Origin of the sequence: Niveibacterium microcysteis (assembly GCF_017161445.1) — a bacterium.
In the GTDB taxonomy this organism is placed as follows: domain Bacteria; phylum Pseudomonadota; class Gammaproteobacteria; order Burkholderiales; family Rhodocyclaceae; genus Niveibacterium; species Niveibacterium microcysteis.
Window position 1 is genome coordinate 4703779 of sequence record NZ_CP071060.1, and the last position, 17798, is coordinate 4721576.

At 65.7% G+C, this 17798-nt stretch carries 12 protein-coding genes; 4 read left to right on the top strand and 8 right to left on the bottom strand.

Features of this window, described 5'->3' with window-relative positions; genetic code table 11:
- Nucleotides 1-59 precede the first annotated feature (59 nt).
- The 4 genes from JY500_RS21370 to JY500_RS21385 all read right to left on the bottom strand — a co-directional run bounded on the left by JY500_RS21370 (nucleotide 60) and on the right by JY500_RS21385 (nucleotide 9451).
- Nucleotides 60-4784, bottom strand: a complete 4725-nt coding sequence (locus JY500_RS21370; protein WP_206254541.1) for a carbohydrate binding domain-containing protein — start codon at nucleotides 4782-4784, stop codon at nucleotides 60-62.
- Between the two features lie 707 nt (nucleotides 4785-5491).
- Nucleotides 5492-5953, bottom strand: a complete 462-nt coding sequence (locus tag JY500_RS21375) for an outer membrane lipoprotein (protein ID WP_216661871.1) — start codon at nucleotides 5951-5953, stop codon at nucleotides 5492-5494.
- Between the two features lie 86 nt (nucleotides 5954-6039).
- A complete protein-coding gene (locus JY500_RS21380; protein ID WP_206254542.1) occupies nucleotides 6040-8673 on the bottom strand; it encodes a cation-translocating P-type ATPase in 2634 nt (877 codons plus the stop codon).
- A 121-nt stretch (nucleotides 8674-8794) separates the two neighbouring features.
- On the bottom strand, nucleotides 8795-9451 hold the full coding sequence (locus JY500_RS21385; RefSeq protein WP_206254543.1) for a glutathione S-transferase family protein: 657 nt from the start codon (nucleotides 9449-9451) through the stop codon (nucleotides 8795-8797).
- A 172-nt stretch (nucleotides 9452-9623) separates the two neighbouring features.
- Between JY500_RS21385 and JY500_RS21390 the strand changes: the two genes are divergently transcribed.
- Both JY500_RS21390 and JY500_RS21395 read left to right on the top strand, forming a co-directional pair.
- The gene (locus tag JY500_RS21390) at nucleotides 9624-10526 is read left to right on the top strand and encodes a LysR family transcriptional regulator (protein WP_172202275.1); all 903 of its coding nucleotides are present in this window, start codon (nucleotides 9624-9626) and stop codon (nucleotides 10524-10526) included.
- A gap of 56 nt (nucleotides 10527-10582) precedes the next feature.
- The gene (locus JY500_RS21395) at nucleotides 10583-11344 is read left to right on the top strand and encodes a substrate-binding periplasmic protein (RefSeq protein ID WP_206254544.1); all 762 of its coding nucleotides are present in this window, start codon (nucleotides 10583-10585) and stop codon (nucleotides 11342-11344) included.
- A 20-nt stretch (nucleotides 11345-11364) separates the two neighbouring features.
- Here JY500_RS21395 and JY500_RS21400 read toward each other — a convergent pair whose 3' ends face one another.
- Both JY500_RS21400 and JY500_RS21405 read right to left on the bottom strand, forming a co-directional pair.
- Nucleotides 11365-12045 carry an ankyrin repeat domain-containing protein gene (locus JY500_RS21400; protein ID WP_206254545.1) on the bottom strand — a complete coding sequence of 227 codons (681 nt, stop codon included), beginning with the start codon at nucleotides 12043-12045 and terminating at the stop codon, nucleotides 11365-11367.
- A gap of 202 nt (nucleotides 12046-12247) precedes the next feature.
- Nucleotides 12248-13024 (bottom strand): ferredoxin--NADP reductase, encoded by a 777-nt coding sequence (locus tag JY500_RS21405; RefSeq protein WP_172202272.1) that lies wholly within the window; start codon nucleotides 13022-13024, stop codon nucleotides 12248-12250.
- Nucleotides 13025-13182: 158 nt separating this feature from the next.
- Between JY500_RS21405 and JY500_RS21410 the strand changes: the two genes are divergently transcribed.
- The gene (locus JY500_RS21410; protein ID WP_172202271.1) at nucleotides 13183-13527 is read left to right on the top strand and encodes an antibiotic biosynthesis monooxygenase family protein; all 345 of its coding nucleotides are present in this window, start codon (nucleotides 13183-13185) and stop codon (nucleotides 13525-13527) included.
- Nucleotides 13528-13533: 6 nt separating this feature from the next.
- Here the strand turns inward: JY500_RS21410 and JY500_RS21415 are convergent, their stop codons facing one another.
- Nucleotides 13534-14520 (bottom strand): serine/threonine protein kinase, encoded by a 987-nt coding sequence (locus tag JY500_RS21415; RefSeq protein WP_206254546.1) that lies wholly within the window; start codon nucleotides 14518-14520, stop codon nucleotides 13534-13536.
- A gap of 229 nt (nucleotides 14521-14749) precedes the next feature.
- On the opposite strand from JY500_RS21415, the gene JY500_RS21420 reads away from it, so the two are divergent.
- On the top strand, nucleotides 14750-15640 hold the full coding sequence (locus JY500_RS21420; protein WP_206254547.1) for a hypothetical protein: 891 nt from the start codon (nucleotides 14750-14752) through the stop codon (nucleotides 15638-15640).
- Between the two features lie 43 nt (nucleotides 15641-15683).
- Here JY500_RS21420 and JY500_RS21425 read toward each other — a convergent pair whose 3' ends face one another.
- Nucleotides 15684-17699, bottom strand: a complete 2016-nt coding sequence (locus tag JY500_RS21425) for a M13 family metallopeptidase (protein WP_206254548.1) — start codon at nucleotides 17697-17699, stop codon at nucleotides 15684-15686.
- Between the last annotated feature and the right edge of the window lie 99 nt (nucleotides 17700-17798).

A 17798-nucleotide genomic window follows, 5' to 3' on the forward strand; every position in this document is an offset into this window, starting at 1 on the left:
CACCGCCTTCGGGGCGGTGCCGTTGCGGGCCGCTTGCGCGACCCTTTGCCGATTGTGACTTAGAACTTGAAGTTGCCGTCGTTCTGGCTGATCGCGGCGCTGCAGCTTGCCGGGGTCGTCAGTTCGCGGTTACCCGAAGTCGTGGTCTGGTTGCTTTCCCATACGGCGGTCGAACCGTTCCACTTCACGTACTTGTACTGGATCGCCGTACCTGCCGGCAAGGTCACCGTCCCCGTCCAGGGCACGTTGGCACCCGAGCCCTGGATCGTCAGCGCAAAGCCCGAAGCCGGTGCCCAGCTGCCGAGCACGGTCTGGTTGCCGACGACATACAGGTTCTGGCCCGTGACGGTACTTGCGTTGGCGATCGTGAAGGTCACCTGGCATGCGTTCGCTGCAGGCGTGGTCACCGACAGCGCCGTGCTGGCCGCGGAGGTGTTGCCCACTGCGTCGTACGCCTTCAGCGTGTAGCTGTAGGTGGTGCTGGCGACCACACCGGTGTCGGTGTAGGTGGTGCCGGCGACGGTACCGATCTTCACGCCATTGCGATACACCTCGTAGCCGGTCACGCCGACGTTGTCGGTGGAGGCCGTCCAGGAGAGCGACACGCTGGTGGCAGTGGCAGCAGTCTTGGTCAGCGCGGTCGGGACCGTCGGCGCAGTGGTGTCACCACCGGTACAGGGGTTGGTCTTGGTCACCACACCTGCGTTGATTGCCGAGATGCCGCTCGTGAGCTGGTAGTTGTTGCCGCTGTTGTTGTCCCAGGTTCCGGAGCCGTTGTTGAAGACGGCTTGCAGGCCCGTGGCGGCGCCCAGCGAAACAGTCTGCATCTTCCAGCCGGTACAGGCCGCGTCCATCAGCACACCCGGTACCGCCGTCCAGCTGCCGCCTGTCGGGGCGTAGTGGATGTTGGTGGTGGTCCAGCCCGTCGGGATCTTGTGATAGACCGTCGCGGTGTTGCCGCCCGAGGTGGTCACGTTCAGCGCCGTGCTGGCCGCCGAGGTGTTGCCCACCGCATCCTGCGCCTTGACCGTGTAGCTGTAGGTGGTCGCCGCAGTGAGGCCCGAATCGGTGTAGCTGGTCGCGGCGGTTGTCGCGATCTGCGTACCGTTACGGAACACCAGGTAGGTGGCCACAGCAACGTTGTCGGTCGACGCCGTCCAGCTGATCGTGGCGCCGGTGGTCGTGATGCTCGACGAAGCCAGTGCGGTCGGCACGGTGGGTGCCGTGGTGTCCGTCTTGGCCGGGGTCGTCACGTTCGCGGTCGCGCTGACAGCCGACACATTGCCTGCCGCATCGTAGGCCTTCACCGTGTAGGCGTAGGCGGTCGAAGCGGTGAGGCCGTTGTCGACATAGGCGGTGCCGGTGGTCACATTGGCCACCTGCACGCCGGCGCGATAGACGGAGTAGCCGGCAACGCCGACGTTATCCGTCGCAGCGGTCCAGGTCACGTTCACGCTGTTGGCATCGATCGCCGTGGCGGTCACGGTGGCCGGGGCGGTCGGCGCAACGGTGTCCGCTGCGCAGGGGTTGGTGCCGCTGGTCACTGCGCCGTTCTCGACGACCTGGATACCGGTACCAAGGGCGTAGTTCTTGCCGCCGTTGTTATCCCAGGTGCCAGAGCCGTTGTTGAAGGTCGCGGCGAGGCCGGTGGCACTGCCGAGGTTGGCGCTGTAGACCTTCCAGCCGGTACAGGCGGCACTCATCTGCACGCCGGGCACCGTGGTCCACGTACCGCCGGTGGGCGAGTAGTGGATGTAGGCGGTCGTCCAGGTCGAGGCCGGCTTGTAGTACACCGTCGCGACGTTGCCTGTCAGCGTGGTCACGCTCGCCGCTGCACTGGCGGCACCGGTGTTGCCGGCCGCGTCCTGCGCCTTGATCGTGTAGCTGTAGGTGGTCGAGGGCGACAGGTTGCTATCGCTGTAGCTCAGCCCGGTGGTGGTACCCACCTGCACGCCGTTGCGGAACACCAGGTAGCTTGCGACACCGTAGTTGTCGGTTGCGGCGGTCCAGGTCAGCGTGGCCGAGCTGGAGGTCACGGCCGACGACACCGGCGTACCCGGCACACCCGGGGCAACCGTGTCCGGTGCCTGCGTGGTGACGCTGAGCGTGCCGCTCTTGGCCGACTGGTTGCCGGCCGCGTCCACCGCCAGCACCTGGTAGGTGTAGGCAGTCGAAGCGGTCAGGCCGCTGTCGGTGTAGCTGTTGGTGGCGCTGGTACCGACCAGGGTGCCGTTACGGAAGACCTGGTAGCCGGTGACGCCGATGTTGTCGGTGGCGGCAGTCCAGCTCAGCGTGACGCTGCGGTCGGTGGTGACCAAAGCGGCCGGCGTGCCCGGTACGGTCGGCGCCGTGGTGTCGACGACCAGGAAGGGATACACACCCGGCACCGTGCCGTTGACGTCTTCGACGAACCCGGAACCGGTGGCGCTCGCTGTGTAGGTACCGGCGCCCACATACACCTGCTGGATCTCGGACTTGGTGACGTTACCCTTCGAGTCCGTCATCTCGACGTAGTAGTCGAGCAACTGGTCGCGGTAGTCCGAGATGTAGCTGTAGTAGAGGTTGCCGATCTCCTGCGCGGGCAGCACGGCCAGCGTGTCCTGCGTGGTCTTGTTCCATGCGACGCCGTTCATGACCGGCTTGAGGTCACGCATCTGCATCGGGTAGGACTTCCAGGCGCTGACGCTGGACGGCGTGATCGACAGCCCGGCCTTGCCCACCATCGCGGCGGGGTCATAGACCTTGTAGGTGTCGTCGCTCGCGTCGATCGTCTTGGTGGCGTGGGTACGCACCATCACCTTCGCGCTGGCGATGCCCGAGACATCGTAGCCGTAGGTGTAGATCGCGAAGTCCTTGCTGTAGTGCTGAACCGTCCAGCCCTCGGCCTTGGAACCATTTACCGAGCCCGGGTTGTACGGATAGCGCTGCGGCCACCAGACCGACGGGCCGGTCTTGTCGTTGGCGATGTTCGCCGTGACGTAGGGCTTGGAGAACGCGAGCGAGTTGTTGAATGCCAGCGTCGGCTTGACGCTGTCGTCCTTGTTCTCGTCGTAGTAGCCGAAGCCCGAATCCATCGCCGGCAGCAGGAAGTACCAGGCAAGTTCCGCCGGGTTGGCGCCGCCTGCGTAGTCCTTGCTTGCATCGCCCTTGACCGGGTAGGACAGCATCCACGGATTGAGCTGGTTGCCCGGGTAGGTGATCTGGTTGTCCAGCGTGGTGCTGGGCGACCAGTAGCTCGGGTGCGCATCCAGCCAGATCTGCTCGGCCGTCTTCGCATAGTTCTGCGCAGCCTGCAGCAACGCGAAGTTGCGCTCTAGGTAGTGCCAGCCGTATTCGAGCGAGACCGTTGCACCTTCCTCAAGACCCTTGAGGTTCTTCTTCGGCGCGAGGTTCATGCCGGTCGCGGTGTTGAAGGCGGTGAACTGGCCCTTCCAGATCAGCAGCGGCAGATGCCAGTGATACCAGGTCGGATCGGACGACGAGTCGCGCGTATCGACCCAGGAGCCATCCTGCACATGCGCCACATCGGTCGCCGGGATCGGGAACTTCTTCAGGTACTCGTCGATACCGAGGCAGTACCCGTTGCCGGTACAGGTTGCGCTGTATCCGGCACGCCAGGTGTCGAGCGAGCCGGCACGGCCGCCGGAGTTGTCGCCGTCGTGCGCGACGACGAAGAACTGGCGCGGCTCGATGCTGGCATAGGGCACGGCCTCGTCCACCGAGGTCGAGCCATCCCAGCCTTCGAGCCAGGAACCGTTCTGGCTGACGGGGATGCCGGCCACCTGCGAAACGGCGCCGGTCGCCGGATCAACATGGCGCACATAGTGCGGCGTCGAGGCAAACGGGAACTTGTTGACGATGACCTGCTGCTCGTGGGCCATGCCGTTCGCAACCCAGCTGCCCACCGTCGAGGTATTGCGCAGGTCAGCGCGGTTGGGCGGCGAAACCAGTGTGTCGCCGGTCGCATCGTAGGTCGAGTACGGGTAGTCCTTCAGCGTACGCGAGTAGTGGTTGTTGCCGAGCACCGACCACTGCACACCCATCTTCGCCAGCACCGGGATCAGGCGCTCCGAAAAACCCAGCTCGGTCGGGAAGAAACCCTTTGACGAGGTGAAGCTGCTGCCGAGGAAGTACGGCTGCGCCAGGGTCGCGTTCTGGTAGATCAGGTCCTTCAGGAAGTAGTCCGACCCAACCAGCGGCCCCATTGAATGGTGGCCGGTGAAGTGGATCGTATCCAGCGTGCGGTAGCCGTTGGTCGTCTTAAGGCTGTTGAAGGTGTTGGTCCAGGACGTGCCCCAGCTCGGGTTCGTGTAACCCGGCACGTTCTGCAGGTTTTCAAGGCTGTTGACGTTGTTGATGACCGCGCCGGACATCGTCACGTGCACCTGGCCGCTGCCACCCGAGAAGCTCTGCAGTTCGCTCGCCACGGTCTGCGGCCACGACTGGTAGGCCCCGGTCTTGGCGTCCGGCGTGTAGTACGACACCAGATCGTCGTGCGGCATGATGCCGCCGCCAGCCGAGGCTGGCAGGTAGTAGCTGTAGCCGGCCGGGGGGCTTTTCTTCAGGTTGATCACCTGGCCGTCGTACATGTAGCGGATGGGGGCACCCACTGCGGTGCCGTTGTACGTTGCCGTGACGTCGACGCCGTAGAACGGCCAGAAGTTCGGCATATGGTTGTGATACACGTGCGCGGCAGGAATGCCGGCCTCCACCTGTGCCACCGGCAGGCCAGTGGCGAACAGGGTCGCCACGCATAGCGCCAGGGGCTTCATGCGAAAACGCATGGTTGTCTCCTTCAGAGCCTTCTGTTGTTTTGGGCCTGCTCCGCTGCTGTGACGGGTGCTGCCCCGGTCCGCAACTGGCGGCCGGCGAATCGGGTTGAAGAGCCTTGCGGGGGCGCATTGCGGAGTCGGAGCAGGAGACTCAGCGCGAACGCGTGCAAGGCAGCACATGGCCGCCCGTCAAGCGGGGCGGCGATGGCAGACATGGAAACGGCTTTGACCTGAGGCCTAGCGCAGGTGTCGGATGGGTGTTACGGCAACGCCGGCGGGTAGCCGGGAAGATCGACGGAATGCCCGGTGGGGCTGGAAATCAAGCGCTGCGCGCGCGCACTTCAGCTTCATGCTGCAACTCCATGGAACCATCCAGGACCATTGGCGGAGATGCCCTACCACGACGCGCTAGCCGGCCCGGGAGGGACGGCACGTGGCTCCGCAACGGAGTGACGGGCACCTTGAGGTGCCTCGATTCAATATTTTTATCAGTTAATCAGCGAATAGATCAGATTTCAACATTTTTTGTTGGTGCATCGCAGCACGCCCAGCCCGTGAACTATGTCACGAACCACACCAAACCCTTGTCGGAACTGGATTTTGCGCCGCAAAAATGATTAAACGTTGTCGCACCAGGAAATCAGGCTAGCCTGATGCAAATCAATGCCATTGTCATGCGCACTGGAAAAAGGCCGCTGCCGGCGCTAACAGCCACCCACTCAGCGACTGACCCGCGTCGTGCCCCCGCTGGATAGCAGGCGCACGCTATCGCCAACCTTGAAATCGTCCTGTGGTGAGGTCTGCTGCACGATCGCGATGGTGTCGCCGCGCTGCGTCTTGACGGTGATCTCCACGCCCTGCGACCGCGTCGCAGCCTCTTCCACCGACGACCCTGCGATGCCGCCCGCGACAGCGCCAACCACTGCAGCGATATCCGAACCCTTGCCCTGCCCTACGGCGCTGCCGGCAATCCCGCCAATCGCCGCACCGGCAATCGTGCCGATCGGCGTCTTGGTGCCTTCCAGCACGACCGGTCTCAACGCAACGATCTGGCCGTATTCGACCGTCTGAACACGCCTGGCCTCGTCGCGCGAATAGCTGTCGCCGGACAAGGTGGACATGCAGCCGCTGAGCGCCATGCAAACGCCCGCTGCGAGCACCAGCTTCGAGTATCGAATCATCTTGATGGTCTCCGGTTCGATTTCAGTGTGGCAGGCGTTACCGGAATTTCCACGGCAGGAACGTATCGCCGTATTTCACACACCGATTAACGCGGCGACGAGCGCCCGCGCTGACGATGCCGCATCCAAGCCTTGCGGCCTTCTTCGAGCGCGAAGAGCAGCGCAGCACCCAAGGCCAGCCAGGGCCACAGACCAAGCGGCAGCGCAGCGGTGCCGAACAGGCTTTGCAGTGCCGGTGCGTAAACGATCAGAGCCAGCAGAAGCAGCTCGCAGCCCAGCCCGGCCCAGAGCAGACGATTGCTCCAGAGCGGAAGCCGCCATGATGCTTCGAGCGGATCGCGGCAGACAAAGAGATTCGCGACCTGGGCGCAGACAATCGCGGCCAGGCAAGCGGTGGTGGCCGCAAGGTAAGTCGGGTCCTGCGGACCGAGCACCTCGCCCCAACGCCAGCCATCGTGCCGCAGCACGACGAAGAATGCCGTCATCGCCAGCGCCGCCTGGATCAGGCCGAGCCACAGGTAAGCCCTCAGCAACAGCGGCCAGTTGAGCAGCCTTTCGCCTCGCCTGCGCGGCGCCTGGTGCATCACGTCGTCGCGCGGCGGTTCGGCACCCAGCGCCAGCGCCGGCAGCAGATCGGTGCCGAGGTCGACGGCGAGAATCTGGATCACCGTCAGCGGCAGCGGAATGCGCAGCAACACGAACGCGAGGTAAGGCACGACCTCCGGGATGTTCGACGTGAGAATGTAGGTGAGGAACTTGCGGATGTTGGCGAACACCGCACGCCCCTCCTCCACCGCATTGACGATGCTGCCGAAGTGGTCGTCGAGCAGCACGAGATCGGCGGCTTCCTTCGCGACGTCGGTGCCGCTGCGCCCCATCGCGATGCCGATGTCGGCGGTCTTCAAGGCCGGCGCGTCGTTCACGCCATCGCCGGTCACCGCAACGATCTCGCCCTTGCGTTGCAGTGCCTGCACCACGAGCATCTTCTGCTCCGCGCTCACGCGGGCACAGATCACCTCGGGCGCATCGAGCGCCAGTTGCAGTTGCGCAGGCGTCATGCGGCGAATCGATTCACCGCGCAGCACCACCGGCGTTGCGCCACGGACCAGCCCGATCTCGCGCCCGATCGCAAGCGCCGTGCTGGGGTGATCGCCGGTCACCATGATCACGCGTATCCCGGCGATGTGGCAGCGTGACACCGCCTCGGCCACGTCGGCGCGTGGCGGATCTTCCAGCCCGATGAGACCGACCAGGCAAAGCCCGCCTTCATGCGCCGCCGTACCGGGCGCGAAACGCCGCTCGGCACACGCGATCACGCGCAGGCCGTCGGCAGCCATGGCTTCCTGGACGCGCGTGAGTTCGACGCGCTCGGCATGGTTGAGCGGCGCTTCGCCTTGGGGCGTCCAGCGCGTGCTGCAACAGGCGATCACCGATTCCGGCGCACCTTTGCAGCGCAGATGAACCGCGTCGTCGACGGCGTGCATCACCGACATGCGGCGCCGATCCGCGTCAAAGGGCAGTTCGCCGCAGCGCAGGGAGGCTGGCGGTTTGCCGGCGAACTGCCAGAGTGCGAGTTCCATCGGGTCGCCGCTTGCGTCGCCCGCCGTGAAGCGCAGGTCGTGGCAGAGGCCCGCCACGGCGCGTAACGCTTCCGGTACGGCATCCACCCCCGGCGCGACATGCCAGCGCCGCACCGACATCCGGTTCTCGGTCAGCGTGCCGGTCTTGTCCGAACAGATGACGGTCGTGGAGCCGAGCGCCTCGACCGCAGGCAGATGCCGCACGAGGGCGTTGCGCCGCGCCATGCGCTGCGTCGCCATGGCGAGCGACAGGGTGACAGTAGGCAACAGGCCCTCTGGCACGTTGGCGACGATGACGCCGATCGCGAACATGAAGGTGTCCCAGAACGGCAGGCCAATCGCGCGACCGATGACGAAGAACACCACACCCAACGCGGCGGCGAGCACCGCGACGATGCGCGAGACGCGGCGGATCTCGCGCTGCAGCGGTGATTCCGGCTCGCCGGCGGTCTGGGTCAGATGAGCGATACGGCCGAATTCGGTGCGCATGCCGGTGGCGAAGACCAGCGCCGTTGCGTTGCCCGACACGACCAGCGTGCCCGCCAGCAGCAGGTTGCGGGCTGCCAGTGGATCCGGCTCCGCCACCGCTTCGACCAGGCCCGAACGCGCCTGCGCCTCGCCGGTGAGCGTCGCAAGGTTGATGCGGATGCCGTCGGTGGCGAGGATGCGGCAATCGGCCGGCACCTTGTCGCCCTCGCCAAGCATGACGATGTCGCCCGGCACGAGTTCGGCGGCCTCGACGGTTTGCTCGACCCCGTCGCGCAGGCGACGAACGCGTTGCGGCAGCAGCTCGCGCAGGGCCGCAAGCGCGCGCTCTGCGCGCCAGCTCTGCCAGAACGAGAACACGCCGTTGACCGCGATGACGCCGAGAATCGCAAAGGCAAGCGGCCGCATACCGCTACCCGGCTGGTAGTAATCGGCCATCAGCGCGAGGCCCGCTGCGAGCCACAGGATCAGCGCGAAGAAGTGGGTGAACTCGCGCAGGAACGAGAGCCAGGGCGAGACCCGCCTGGCCGCTTCAACGCGATTGGGGCCGAACTCGACACGACGGCGCGCAGCCTCGGCGCTGCTCAAGCCCTGCAGCGAACTGCGCAGGCTGGTGAGCGCCTGATCCGGCGGTAGATATGCAATGTGGGCCATCGGCTGCCCTCGCGCCCGCGGCACGCAGCCAATGCGCGCACCCGGCGGGCAGCCCCATTGTGCGCGCTGGTGGCGCGCCGGATGCGACTCAGGTCAAAGCCGATCGGCCCTGCTACGCCACTCAGGCCGCCTTGATCGTCTGCGCAGCCTGGACGGTGGCGAGGCGGTCGGCGAAGGCAGGCGTCAGTTCCGGCATGGGCACGAAGCCGGGCAGCGCCGCCACGCGGGCGAGCCAGTCGCGTACACGTGGGAAGGGGCTCAGATCGATCAGGCCATGGTGGGCGACCGAGAGGTAGGGGAAGACCGCGACATCGGCGATCGTCGGCTGGTCACCCGCCAGCCATTCGCCCAGCGCGAGGGTGCGCGACATCGCCTGCAACAGGCGGGTGGTGCGGGTGCGAGCATCGTCCGAGGGTGCTTCGCCGCGGAAGATCACCGCCACGCGCGCGGCCGCAGGCCCGTATTGCACTTCGCCGGCCGCCGCCGCAAGCCAGCGGGTCACCTTGGCGAGGCCTTCGGGGTCGAGCGGCAACCAGTGATCGGCGCCATAACGACGTGCGAGGTAGACCAGAATCGCCTGCGAATCCGAGAAGGTCTTCTCGCCATCGGAGAGCACAGGCACCTGGCCAAACGGATTGAGCGCGAGCATCTCTTCGGTCTTGTGCTCGCCCTGTGCGAGGTTCAGTTCGCGCGCCTCGAAGGCCAGACCAAGCAGGCCAAGGAAGAGGCGAACCTTGTGACAGTTGCCGGACTGGGCGTAGGTGTAGAGCGTGATCATCTCGGGCCTCCGGAAGTCGAGGGGCGCAGCATGCGCGACGCAACATGTCAGGACGATGACGCGGCGTGCGACTGGGCTGCGGGGAAGGCGCGCATGATCGATCGATTCGTCCGCCGGATAAATGCGTAATTCCGGAATGGATTGTTCCGCAATTCGGATAAATAATCGGCCCATGGACAAACTGCGCGAGATGGAAGCCTTCGTACGCATCGTGGAGGCCGGCAGCTTGACGGCAGCGGCCGAGGCGATGCAACTGTCGACCCCATCGATGGTGCGTCTGCTCGCCGGGCTGGAGCAACGCGTCGGCGTGCGCTTGCTCAACCGCACCACGCGGCGCATGGCGCTGACGCCGGAGGGGCGCGAATTCCATGCGCGCTGCCAGCGCATCCTGGCCGAAATCAGCGATGCCGAGGCCCTGCTCGGGCAACCGGGGGAGGTGGCGCGCGGCCCGTTGCGCTTTACCGCGCCAGCGCTCTTCGGCCGCATGCACGTGGTGCCGCTGGCGAGTGCGTTCACGCGCCAGCACCCCGAGGTGCGCGTCGAGGCCCTGCTGTTCGACCGCATCGTGGACATGGTCGAGGAAGGCGTGGATGTCGGCATCCGTATCGCCCACCTGCCCGACTCCGGCCTGATCGCGCATCCGGTCGGCGAGGTGCGCCGCATGTGGTGTGCAAGCCCCGACTACCTCGCGCGCGCCGGCACACCGCGCCATCCGCGCGAACTGGCCCGGCACGCCTGCCTGCGCTTTACCGTTGTTACGCCGCGCGCGGAGTGGCAGTACCTCGAAGATGGCGTGCGGCATGAGGTGGTGGTCAGCGGCCCGCTTGCTGCCAGCCAGGCCGCGCCGCTGATCGATGCCTGCGTCGACGGCCTTGGCATCGGCATGTTCCTCTCCTACCAGGTGAGCGATCTGCTCGCCGCCGGACGGCTGCAACTGGTGTTGCCGGAATACTGCCTGCCACCGGTGCCGGTCAGCGTGGTGTATCCGCAAGCACGCTTGCTGCCAGCACGTACCCGGTTGTTTGTCGACTGGCTGCGGCGCGAACTGCCAGCACGCATCGGCACACCGCCGTGAGGCATGGCTGCGCCCGATCAGTACGCACGTCATCCAAGTGGGCTAGCGTGCGGCCCATGTCGATACTGAAGTCACCGCTCCGCGCCCTGCTTGCCGCCTTGCTCGCCGGCGCCGTCCTCGCCGGGCCGGCCATCGCGGCCGAGTCGATGACGGTTCGCATCGCATCACTCGAATGGCCGCCTTACACCGGCGAGACGCTGCCCGACGGCGGCTCCGCAGTCGCTCGCCTGCGCGACGCCTATGCGGCGGTCGGCGTGCAACTGCAGGTTGAATACTTGCCGTGGTCCCGCGCAGTGATGGCGGCGCGTACCGACCCGGCGGTGATCGGTTACTTTCCCGAATACGATGCCGCTACGGTACGAAAGCACTGGCTGCTGTCGGAGCCGGTCGGCAACAGCGAGCTGGGCTTTGCCGAACCCTACGACCGGCCGATCGTGTGGCGCGGCCCGGACACGCTCGCGCCACTGCACGTGGGCGTCGTGCAGGACTATGTGAACACTGACGCGCTGGACGCCCGCATCGCAAGCGGCGATCAGCCGTTCGAGCGCTCGGTGTCGGACCGGATCAACCTGCTGAAACTCGCCCATCACCGCGTGGATGTCGCGGTGGTGGACCGTATGGTCTTCGCTTGGCTGATGGCCAACGATCCGATGCTGCATCCGTATCTCGGCGAGCTGGTGATCAATCCGCACCTGCTTGAACGCAAGACGCTGCATGTTGCGTTCCGCCCCGACAGCGCCGGGCGGCGCGCCGGAAAACTGCTCGCCGAAGGCTTGCGCCGGCTGGAAGCCGCCGCGCCCGCAAGCCCGCGGCGCTGACACGCCAGAGGGCTTGCCGATCAGGCAGCCTGTGCCGTGTTATGCGGCTGCAGCAGATCGGCCGTCGCGTGCAGGCCTTGCTGCAGCGCCCGCGCCTGCGCGGTCAGCCCTTTTCGATCGACCAGCGAGACGTCCGCCCCGGCATCGAGCAGACACTGCACAACGGCATCGCGCCCGTACATCGCGGCCTCGTGCAGTGGCGTCCAGCCATTCACGCAGGCCACGTTCACCTTGGCGCCGTCCGCCAGCAAGAGCGCGACCACCTGGGTCCAGCCGTTACGCGCCGCCCAGTTGAGCGGGCTGGACTGATACACGTTGCGTGCATTGACGTTCGCACCCGCCGCGATAAGTACGGTCACCAGCGCGGCGTGACCATCACCCGCCGCCCAGAACAAAGCGGTGCTGCGTTCCGAGTCGGTTGCGTCGGGCATTGCGCCGGCGGCCAGCAGGCGCTGCGCAATGCGCAAATGGCCGTGACAGGCGGCGCCGTGAAGCGCGCGCCGGCCAAAGCGGTCGGCCGAATTGACGTCGGCGCCGGCGGCCAACAGCAAACCTACCAGCGCCTCGTTGCCCGACTGGGCCGCGAGCTGCAGCGCGCTCTGGCGGAATTCGTCGAGCAGGTTGACGTCCTCCCCCGCGGCCAGCAGACGTTGGACTTCCTCGGTGTTGCCGCGTTCGGCTGCGCTGTGCAAGGCGGTCATGATGCCCTCGCTCGGGTTGCGTGGTTGCGAACGGCCAAGGGCGTACCACCATGGCCCCCCCAAGCCCTGATCCGACATTACCGATCGTGGAGCGAATTGCCGCCTTGTCATGCCGCAATGTTTTCAAATCGAGTTGCGTGCAGGCACAAACAAAAAGCCCGGCACGAGGCCGGGCTTTGGGTACGGCAAGCAGTCGGGGCGCTTATTTTTCGACGAAGGCGTGTTCGATCACGTAGTCGCCGGGCTCGCCGATCCGCTTGGACATCTTGAAGCCGCGACGGTCGAGCAGCTCGCGCGAATCCTTCAGCATCGCCGAGCTGCCGCAGATCATGACGCGATCGACAGCCGGATCGAGCGGCGGCAAACCGATGTCCTCGAACAGCTTGCCGGACTCGATCAGATCGGTCAGGCGGCCCTGGTTGCGGAAGGGCTCGCGCGTCACCGTCGGGTAGTAGATCAGCTTCTCGCTGACCAGCTCGCCGAGAAACTCGTGGTGCGGCAGCTCATGCTCGATGTAGTGCTGGTACGCCAGCTCGGACACCGTGCGCACGCCGTGGATCAGCACGATCTTCTCAAACTTGTCATACACATCCAGATCGCGGATCACGCTCATGAACGGTGCGAGGCCGGTGCCGGTGGAAAACAGGTAGAGGTGCTTGCCCGGCAGCAGATCGTGCAGCACCAGCGTGCCAGTGGGCTTGCGCGACACCAGGATGTCGTCGCCGGGCTGGATCTGCTGCAAGCGCGAGGTCAGCGGGCCATTCGGTACCTTGATGCTGAAGAACTCGAGGCTTTCCTCGTAGTTGGCGCTGGCGATCGAGTAGGCGCGCGTCAGCGGGCGACCCTCCACCTCCAGCCCCATCATCACGAACTGGCCGTTCTCGTAGCGCAGCGCACGATCGCGGGTGGTGGTGAACGAGAACAGCGTGTCGTTCCAGTGGTGCACGCTGAGTACTTTTTCGGTGATGTAGGCCGCCATGGTCGCAACTGGGCAAAATATTCGGAAGGCGTGCATTGTACGAACGCACTGCAGCATCGGCGCGACCAGTTGGGTATAAGTGACGACAAAAAAGTAATAAAACAAGGCCTTATTAGCCGCATGGGTAATAAAGCACCCCACCCGAGACGAGGGAAAGCATGAATGAAGCGCGTTTTGCGAAGACCCCGCAGCCGCCCTATTGGGCGGTGATCTTCACCAATCAGCGCAGCGCAGCCGACACCGGCTATGCCGACATGGCGGCACGCATGGTTGAGCTGGCGGCACAGCAACCCGGATTTCTGGGCGTGGAGAGCACGCGTGACGCCGACGGCCTGGGCATCACGGTGTCGTACTGGGAAAGCGAGCAGGCGATCGCCGACTGGAAGGCGAACGCCGAACACCAGATCGCCCGCAGCATGGGGCGATCGGCGTGGTACGCCGGCTTCGAGGTGCGAGTGGCACGCGTCGAGCGTGCCTATTCGATGCGACGCGACGACACCTGAGCCGCGTCAGACCACCAGCGGCGCCTCGTCCATCAGCGCGATCTGCTCGCGCAGGCCGAGGATCTGGTCCTGCCACCAGCGCTGCGTGGCAAACCACGGGAAGGCAGCCGGGAAGGCGGGGTCGTCCCAACGGCTGGCGATCCACGCGGCGTAGTGCAGCAGGCGCAGGGTTCGCAGCGCCTCGATCAGGTTGAGCTCGCGCGGATCGAAGTCGGCGAAGTCCTCGTAGCCAGCGAGTACATCGCACAGCTGCCGCTGCTGATCGGCGCGCTCGCCGGACAGCAACATCCACAGATCCTGAATCGCCGGCCCGCTTCGCGCGTCGTCGAAGTCAACGAAATGCGGCCCCTCGTCGGTCCACAGGATATTGCCAGCGTGGCAGTCGCCATGCAGGCGAATCGTGGCGACATCGCCGGCGCGCTCGTAGCAACGGCGTACCCCGGCGAGGGCGTGGTCCACCGTAGTCGTCCAGCTCTCCAGCAGATCGCGTGGCACGCAGTCATGCGCGGCGATCCAGTCGCGCGGGCCTTCGCCAAAGCTGGCGATGGTCAGCGCCGGCCGATGCGCGAACGCACGCGTCGCACCGCGGGCATGGATGCGGCCGAGAAAACGACCAATCCATTCCAGCACCTTCGGGTCATCGAACTCGGGCGCGCGGCCCCCGCGGCGCGGGAACAGCGCGAAGCGAAAGCCCCCGTGTTCATGCAGCGTGCGGCCCGCGTAGGCGAGCGGCGCGACCACCGGAATCTCGGCCTCCGCCAGCTCGATCGCGAAGGCGTGTTCTTCGAGGATCTGTTCGTCGCTCCAGCGTTCAGGCCGATAGAACTTGGCGACCAGGGGCGCCTCGTCCTCGATCCACACCTGCCAGACACGGTTTTCGTAGCTGTTGAGCGCAAGCAGGCGGCCGTCTGCGCGCAAGCCGACGGACTCCACCGCATCGAGCAGCGTATCGGGCGTGAGGCGGGAATACGGGTGCGCGGCGTCGGGCGTCATGGTGAATCCGGTTGCTGTGAGCTCACACCTTACCACCCGGCTTGCTGCACACCAGCATCCAGGCGTGTTTGGGTTCGGCTGCGAGAAGCGTCTCCTGCCTCCTCTCGCGCGGACTCCCGGCGTTCATGTCCAACCCACGCCCGGCCGGACTACCGCGGCGGGCGCGGCTGGGGGTAAGCTGTTTCCCCAGCAGACCGTGCCGGCGCGCACGGCAAGGGGGGCGACACGAATGAAACGGCGACTTTTCGGCATCCTGTTCTGCCTTGGTCTCGGTGCGGCGCCCGCACTCGCCGCGACGACACCGCTACCCCTGATCCGCTGGCAGATCCTCGACTTCCCGCCCTACCACATCGTCAGCGGCCCGAATCGCGGCGAGGGTTTGCGCGACCAGTTTCTGCAGACCCTGATCGCCGAATTGCCCGGCTTTCGCCATGAGATCGAGGTCAGCGGGGCGGAACGCCAGACGGCGCTGATGAGAGCCGCGCAGCCGGTGTGCACGCTGTCAATGCTGCGCACTCCGGAACGCGAGAGCTTCATGCACTTCGCGCAGCAACCGATCCAGCTGCAGTTGCCAGTGGTGCTGATCGTGCCGCGCGCAGTGGCGCAAGACAACGCCTTGCCGGTGGAGCGAAACGGCTCGGTTTCGCTCGGCGGCACGCTGGCGCTCGGCAAGCTCCATCTCGGGGTGGTGCCGAAACGCAGCTTCGGCCCGAGCATCGATGAAGTCATCGCCGCGGCGCGTCGTCAGCATCCGGATTCGGTGCTCGAATTTGCTGAACAAGGCGTCGTCGCCGGTCTGCTCAAGCTGATGCAGCGAGGGCGCTTCGAACTGGCACTCGGCTACTCGCTGGAGGTTGAGCAGTTGCGGCTCAGCGACCCCAGCATCGAGGAACTGCGTTACTTCCCGCTAACCGAGGCACCCGCGCTGGTGCCGGCGCAGATCGGCTGCAGCCGCCACCCGGACGCCCTCCGCGCGCTGCGCGCCATCGATGCCGCGCAGCCACGACTCGCCGATGCCCGCCGGCGACTGCGGGACGCCTATGCAGCGCTCCTGCCGGAATCGGAGCGCACCCGCTACCGCACCCTGCTGACCGCACTCGGCGACAGCCCCGCGCCATGAAAAAGGCCGCCCACAGGCGGCCTTCACATTGCAACGGGCAGACTTACCAGATGCGGATACGATCCGCGTCCGCCTTGTACATGCCATCGCCCGGCTTGGTGCCGAAGGCCGCATGGAACCCATCGTGGTTCACCGCTGCGCCGTTGGCGCGGAATTGCGGCGGCGAGTGCGGATCAATCGTCAGCAACTGCAGCGCGCGCTCTTCGCGCACCTTGTTCCGCCACGCCTGCGACCAGCCGAGGAAGAAGCGCTGGGCGCCGGTGTAGCCGTCGATCACCGGTGCTTCCTTGCCACCGAGCGACAGCGTGTAGGCCTTGTAGGCGATCTGCAGCCCAGAGAGGTCAGCAATGTTCTCGCCCAGCGTCAGCTTGCCGTTGAGCTTGTGGCCCGGAATCGGCTCATAGGTTTCGTACTGCGCGACGAGTTTGGCGCCCAGTGCGTCGAAGGCCTTGCGGTCATCGTCGGTCCACCAGTTCTGCAACTTGCCGTCGCCGTCGAACTGGCTGCCCTGGTCATCAAAGCCGTGGCTGATCTCGTGGCCGATCACCGCACCGATCGCACCGTAGTTCACCGCATCGTCGGCGCCCATGTCGAAGAAGGGCGGCTGCAGGATCGCAGCGGGGAACACGATCTCGTTCAGCGAGGGGTTGTAGTACGCGTTCACCGTCTGCGGCGTCATCTCCCATTCGGCGCGGTCGACCGGCTTCCCGGCCTTGGCGGCGAGGCGCTCCCACTCAAAGCGGGTGGAGCGCTGGCGGTTGCCGAGCGCGTCGCCCTCCTTCACCACGAGCTTGCTGTAGTCGCGCCACTTGTCGGGGTACCCGATCTTGGTCATGTACTTCGACAGCTTGTCCTTGGCCTGCGCCTTGGTCGTCGGCGACATCCATGCGAGGCCGTCGATCGAATCGCTGTACGCCTTCATCAGGTTGGCGACCAGTTCCTGCATGCGTGCCTTGTAGGCCGGCGGGAAGTGGCGTGCCACGTAGACCTGGCCGACCGCCTCGCCGAGCGCGCCGTTCACTTCGGCGATGCCTTTTTGCCAGCGCGGCTTGTCTTCCTTCGCCCCGGTCAGCGCGGCACCACGGAAGGCGAACCGTGCGTCACGGAATGCCTTCGGCAGGACGTCCGCAGATTCATCGAGCGCACGCAGCTTCAGATAGGTCTTCACTTCGGGCAGCGGCGTCTCCGCCAGCAGCTTTGCGATCGCAACCGTGGCGCTGGGTTGCGACACGGACAGGCGATCGATGCCTTCGAGCTTGGCCGACTTGAGGAAAGCATCCCAGTCGAGCTCCGGCGCGCTCTTCTTCAGCTCGGCCGGTGTCATCGGGTTGTAGATCTTCACCGGATTGCGGTTTTCCACCTTGTCCCAATGCACGTCGGCGATGCGCCGTTCCAGCGCCAGCACCTGCTTTGCCGTGGCGTCCGGATGCTTGTCGCCGGAAAGGCGTGCCAGCGTCGCAAGGTATTGCTCGTAGGCGCCACGGGCCTTGGCGATGCGCTCGTCGTCCTTCAGGTAGTAATCGCGATCGGGCATGCCCAGCCCGCCCTGCCAGGTCATCACGCGGTTGACCGTCGGCTCCTTGAAGTCCGCCGTCACCCACAGGTTCACCGGGGTATCCATGGCGCCCTGCACCGTGCCCATCCAGACGGCGAGATCCTGGCGCGTCTTGATCGCGTCGATCGTGGCCAGCATCGTCTTGACCGGCTTCATGCCAGCCTTGTCGATCGCAGCGGTGTCGATGTACGAGCCGTAGAAGGCGGAGATCTTCTGCTCGACACTGCCCGCCTTCTGCTTCTTCGCGGCCAGTTCCTCGACGATCGCACGGACCTCCTTGTCCGACTTGTCGCGCAACTGGATGAAGGTGCCGAAGTCGGCCTTGTCGGCGGGGATCTCGGTGGTGTCGACCCAACGGCCGTTGGCAGCGCGGAACAGGTCGTCCTGAGCACGCGAGGCGGGATCAAAACCTGCCGAATCGAGACCGGCATTGAGTGGGGCGGCAGCGGCGACGCCAGCCGCGAGCAGGAGCGCAGCAAGCGGCGCCAGGCGGAATGCTTTCATGCAATGTCCTCGTGGGAGCAAAAACGACAGGCGAGACCGATCGGGCCACGCCAGACTGAGGGCGCAGATTAACGGAGAGCAGCGCGGCTGCGTATCCGT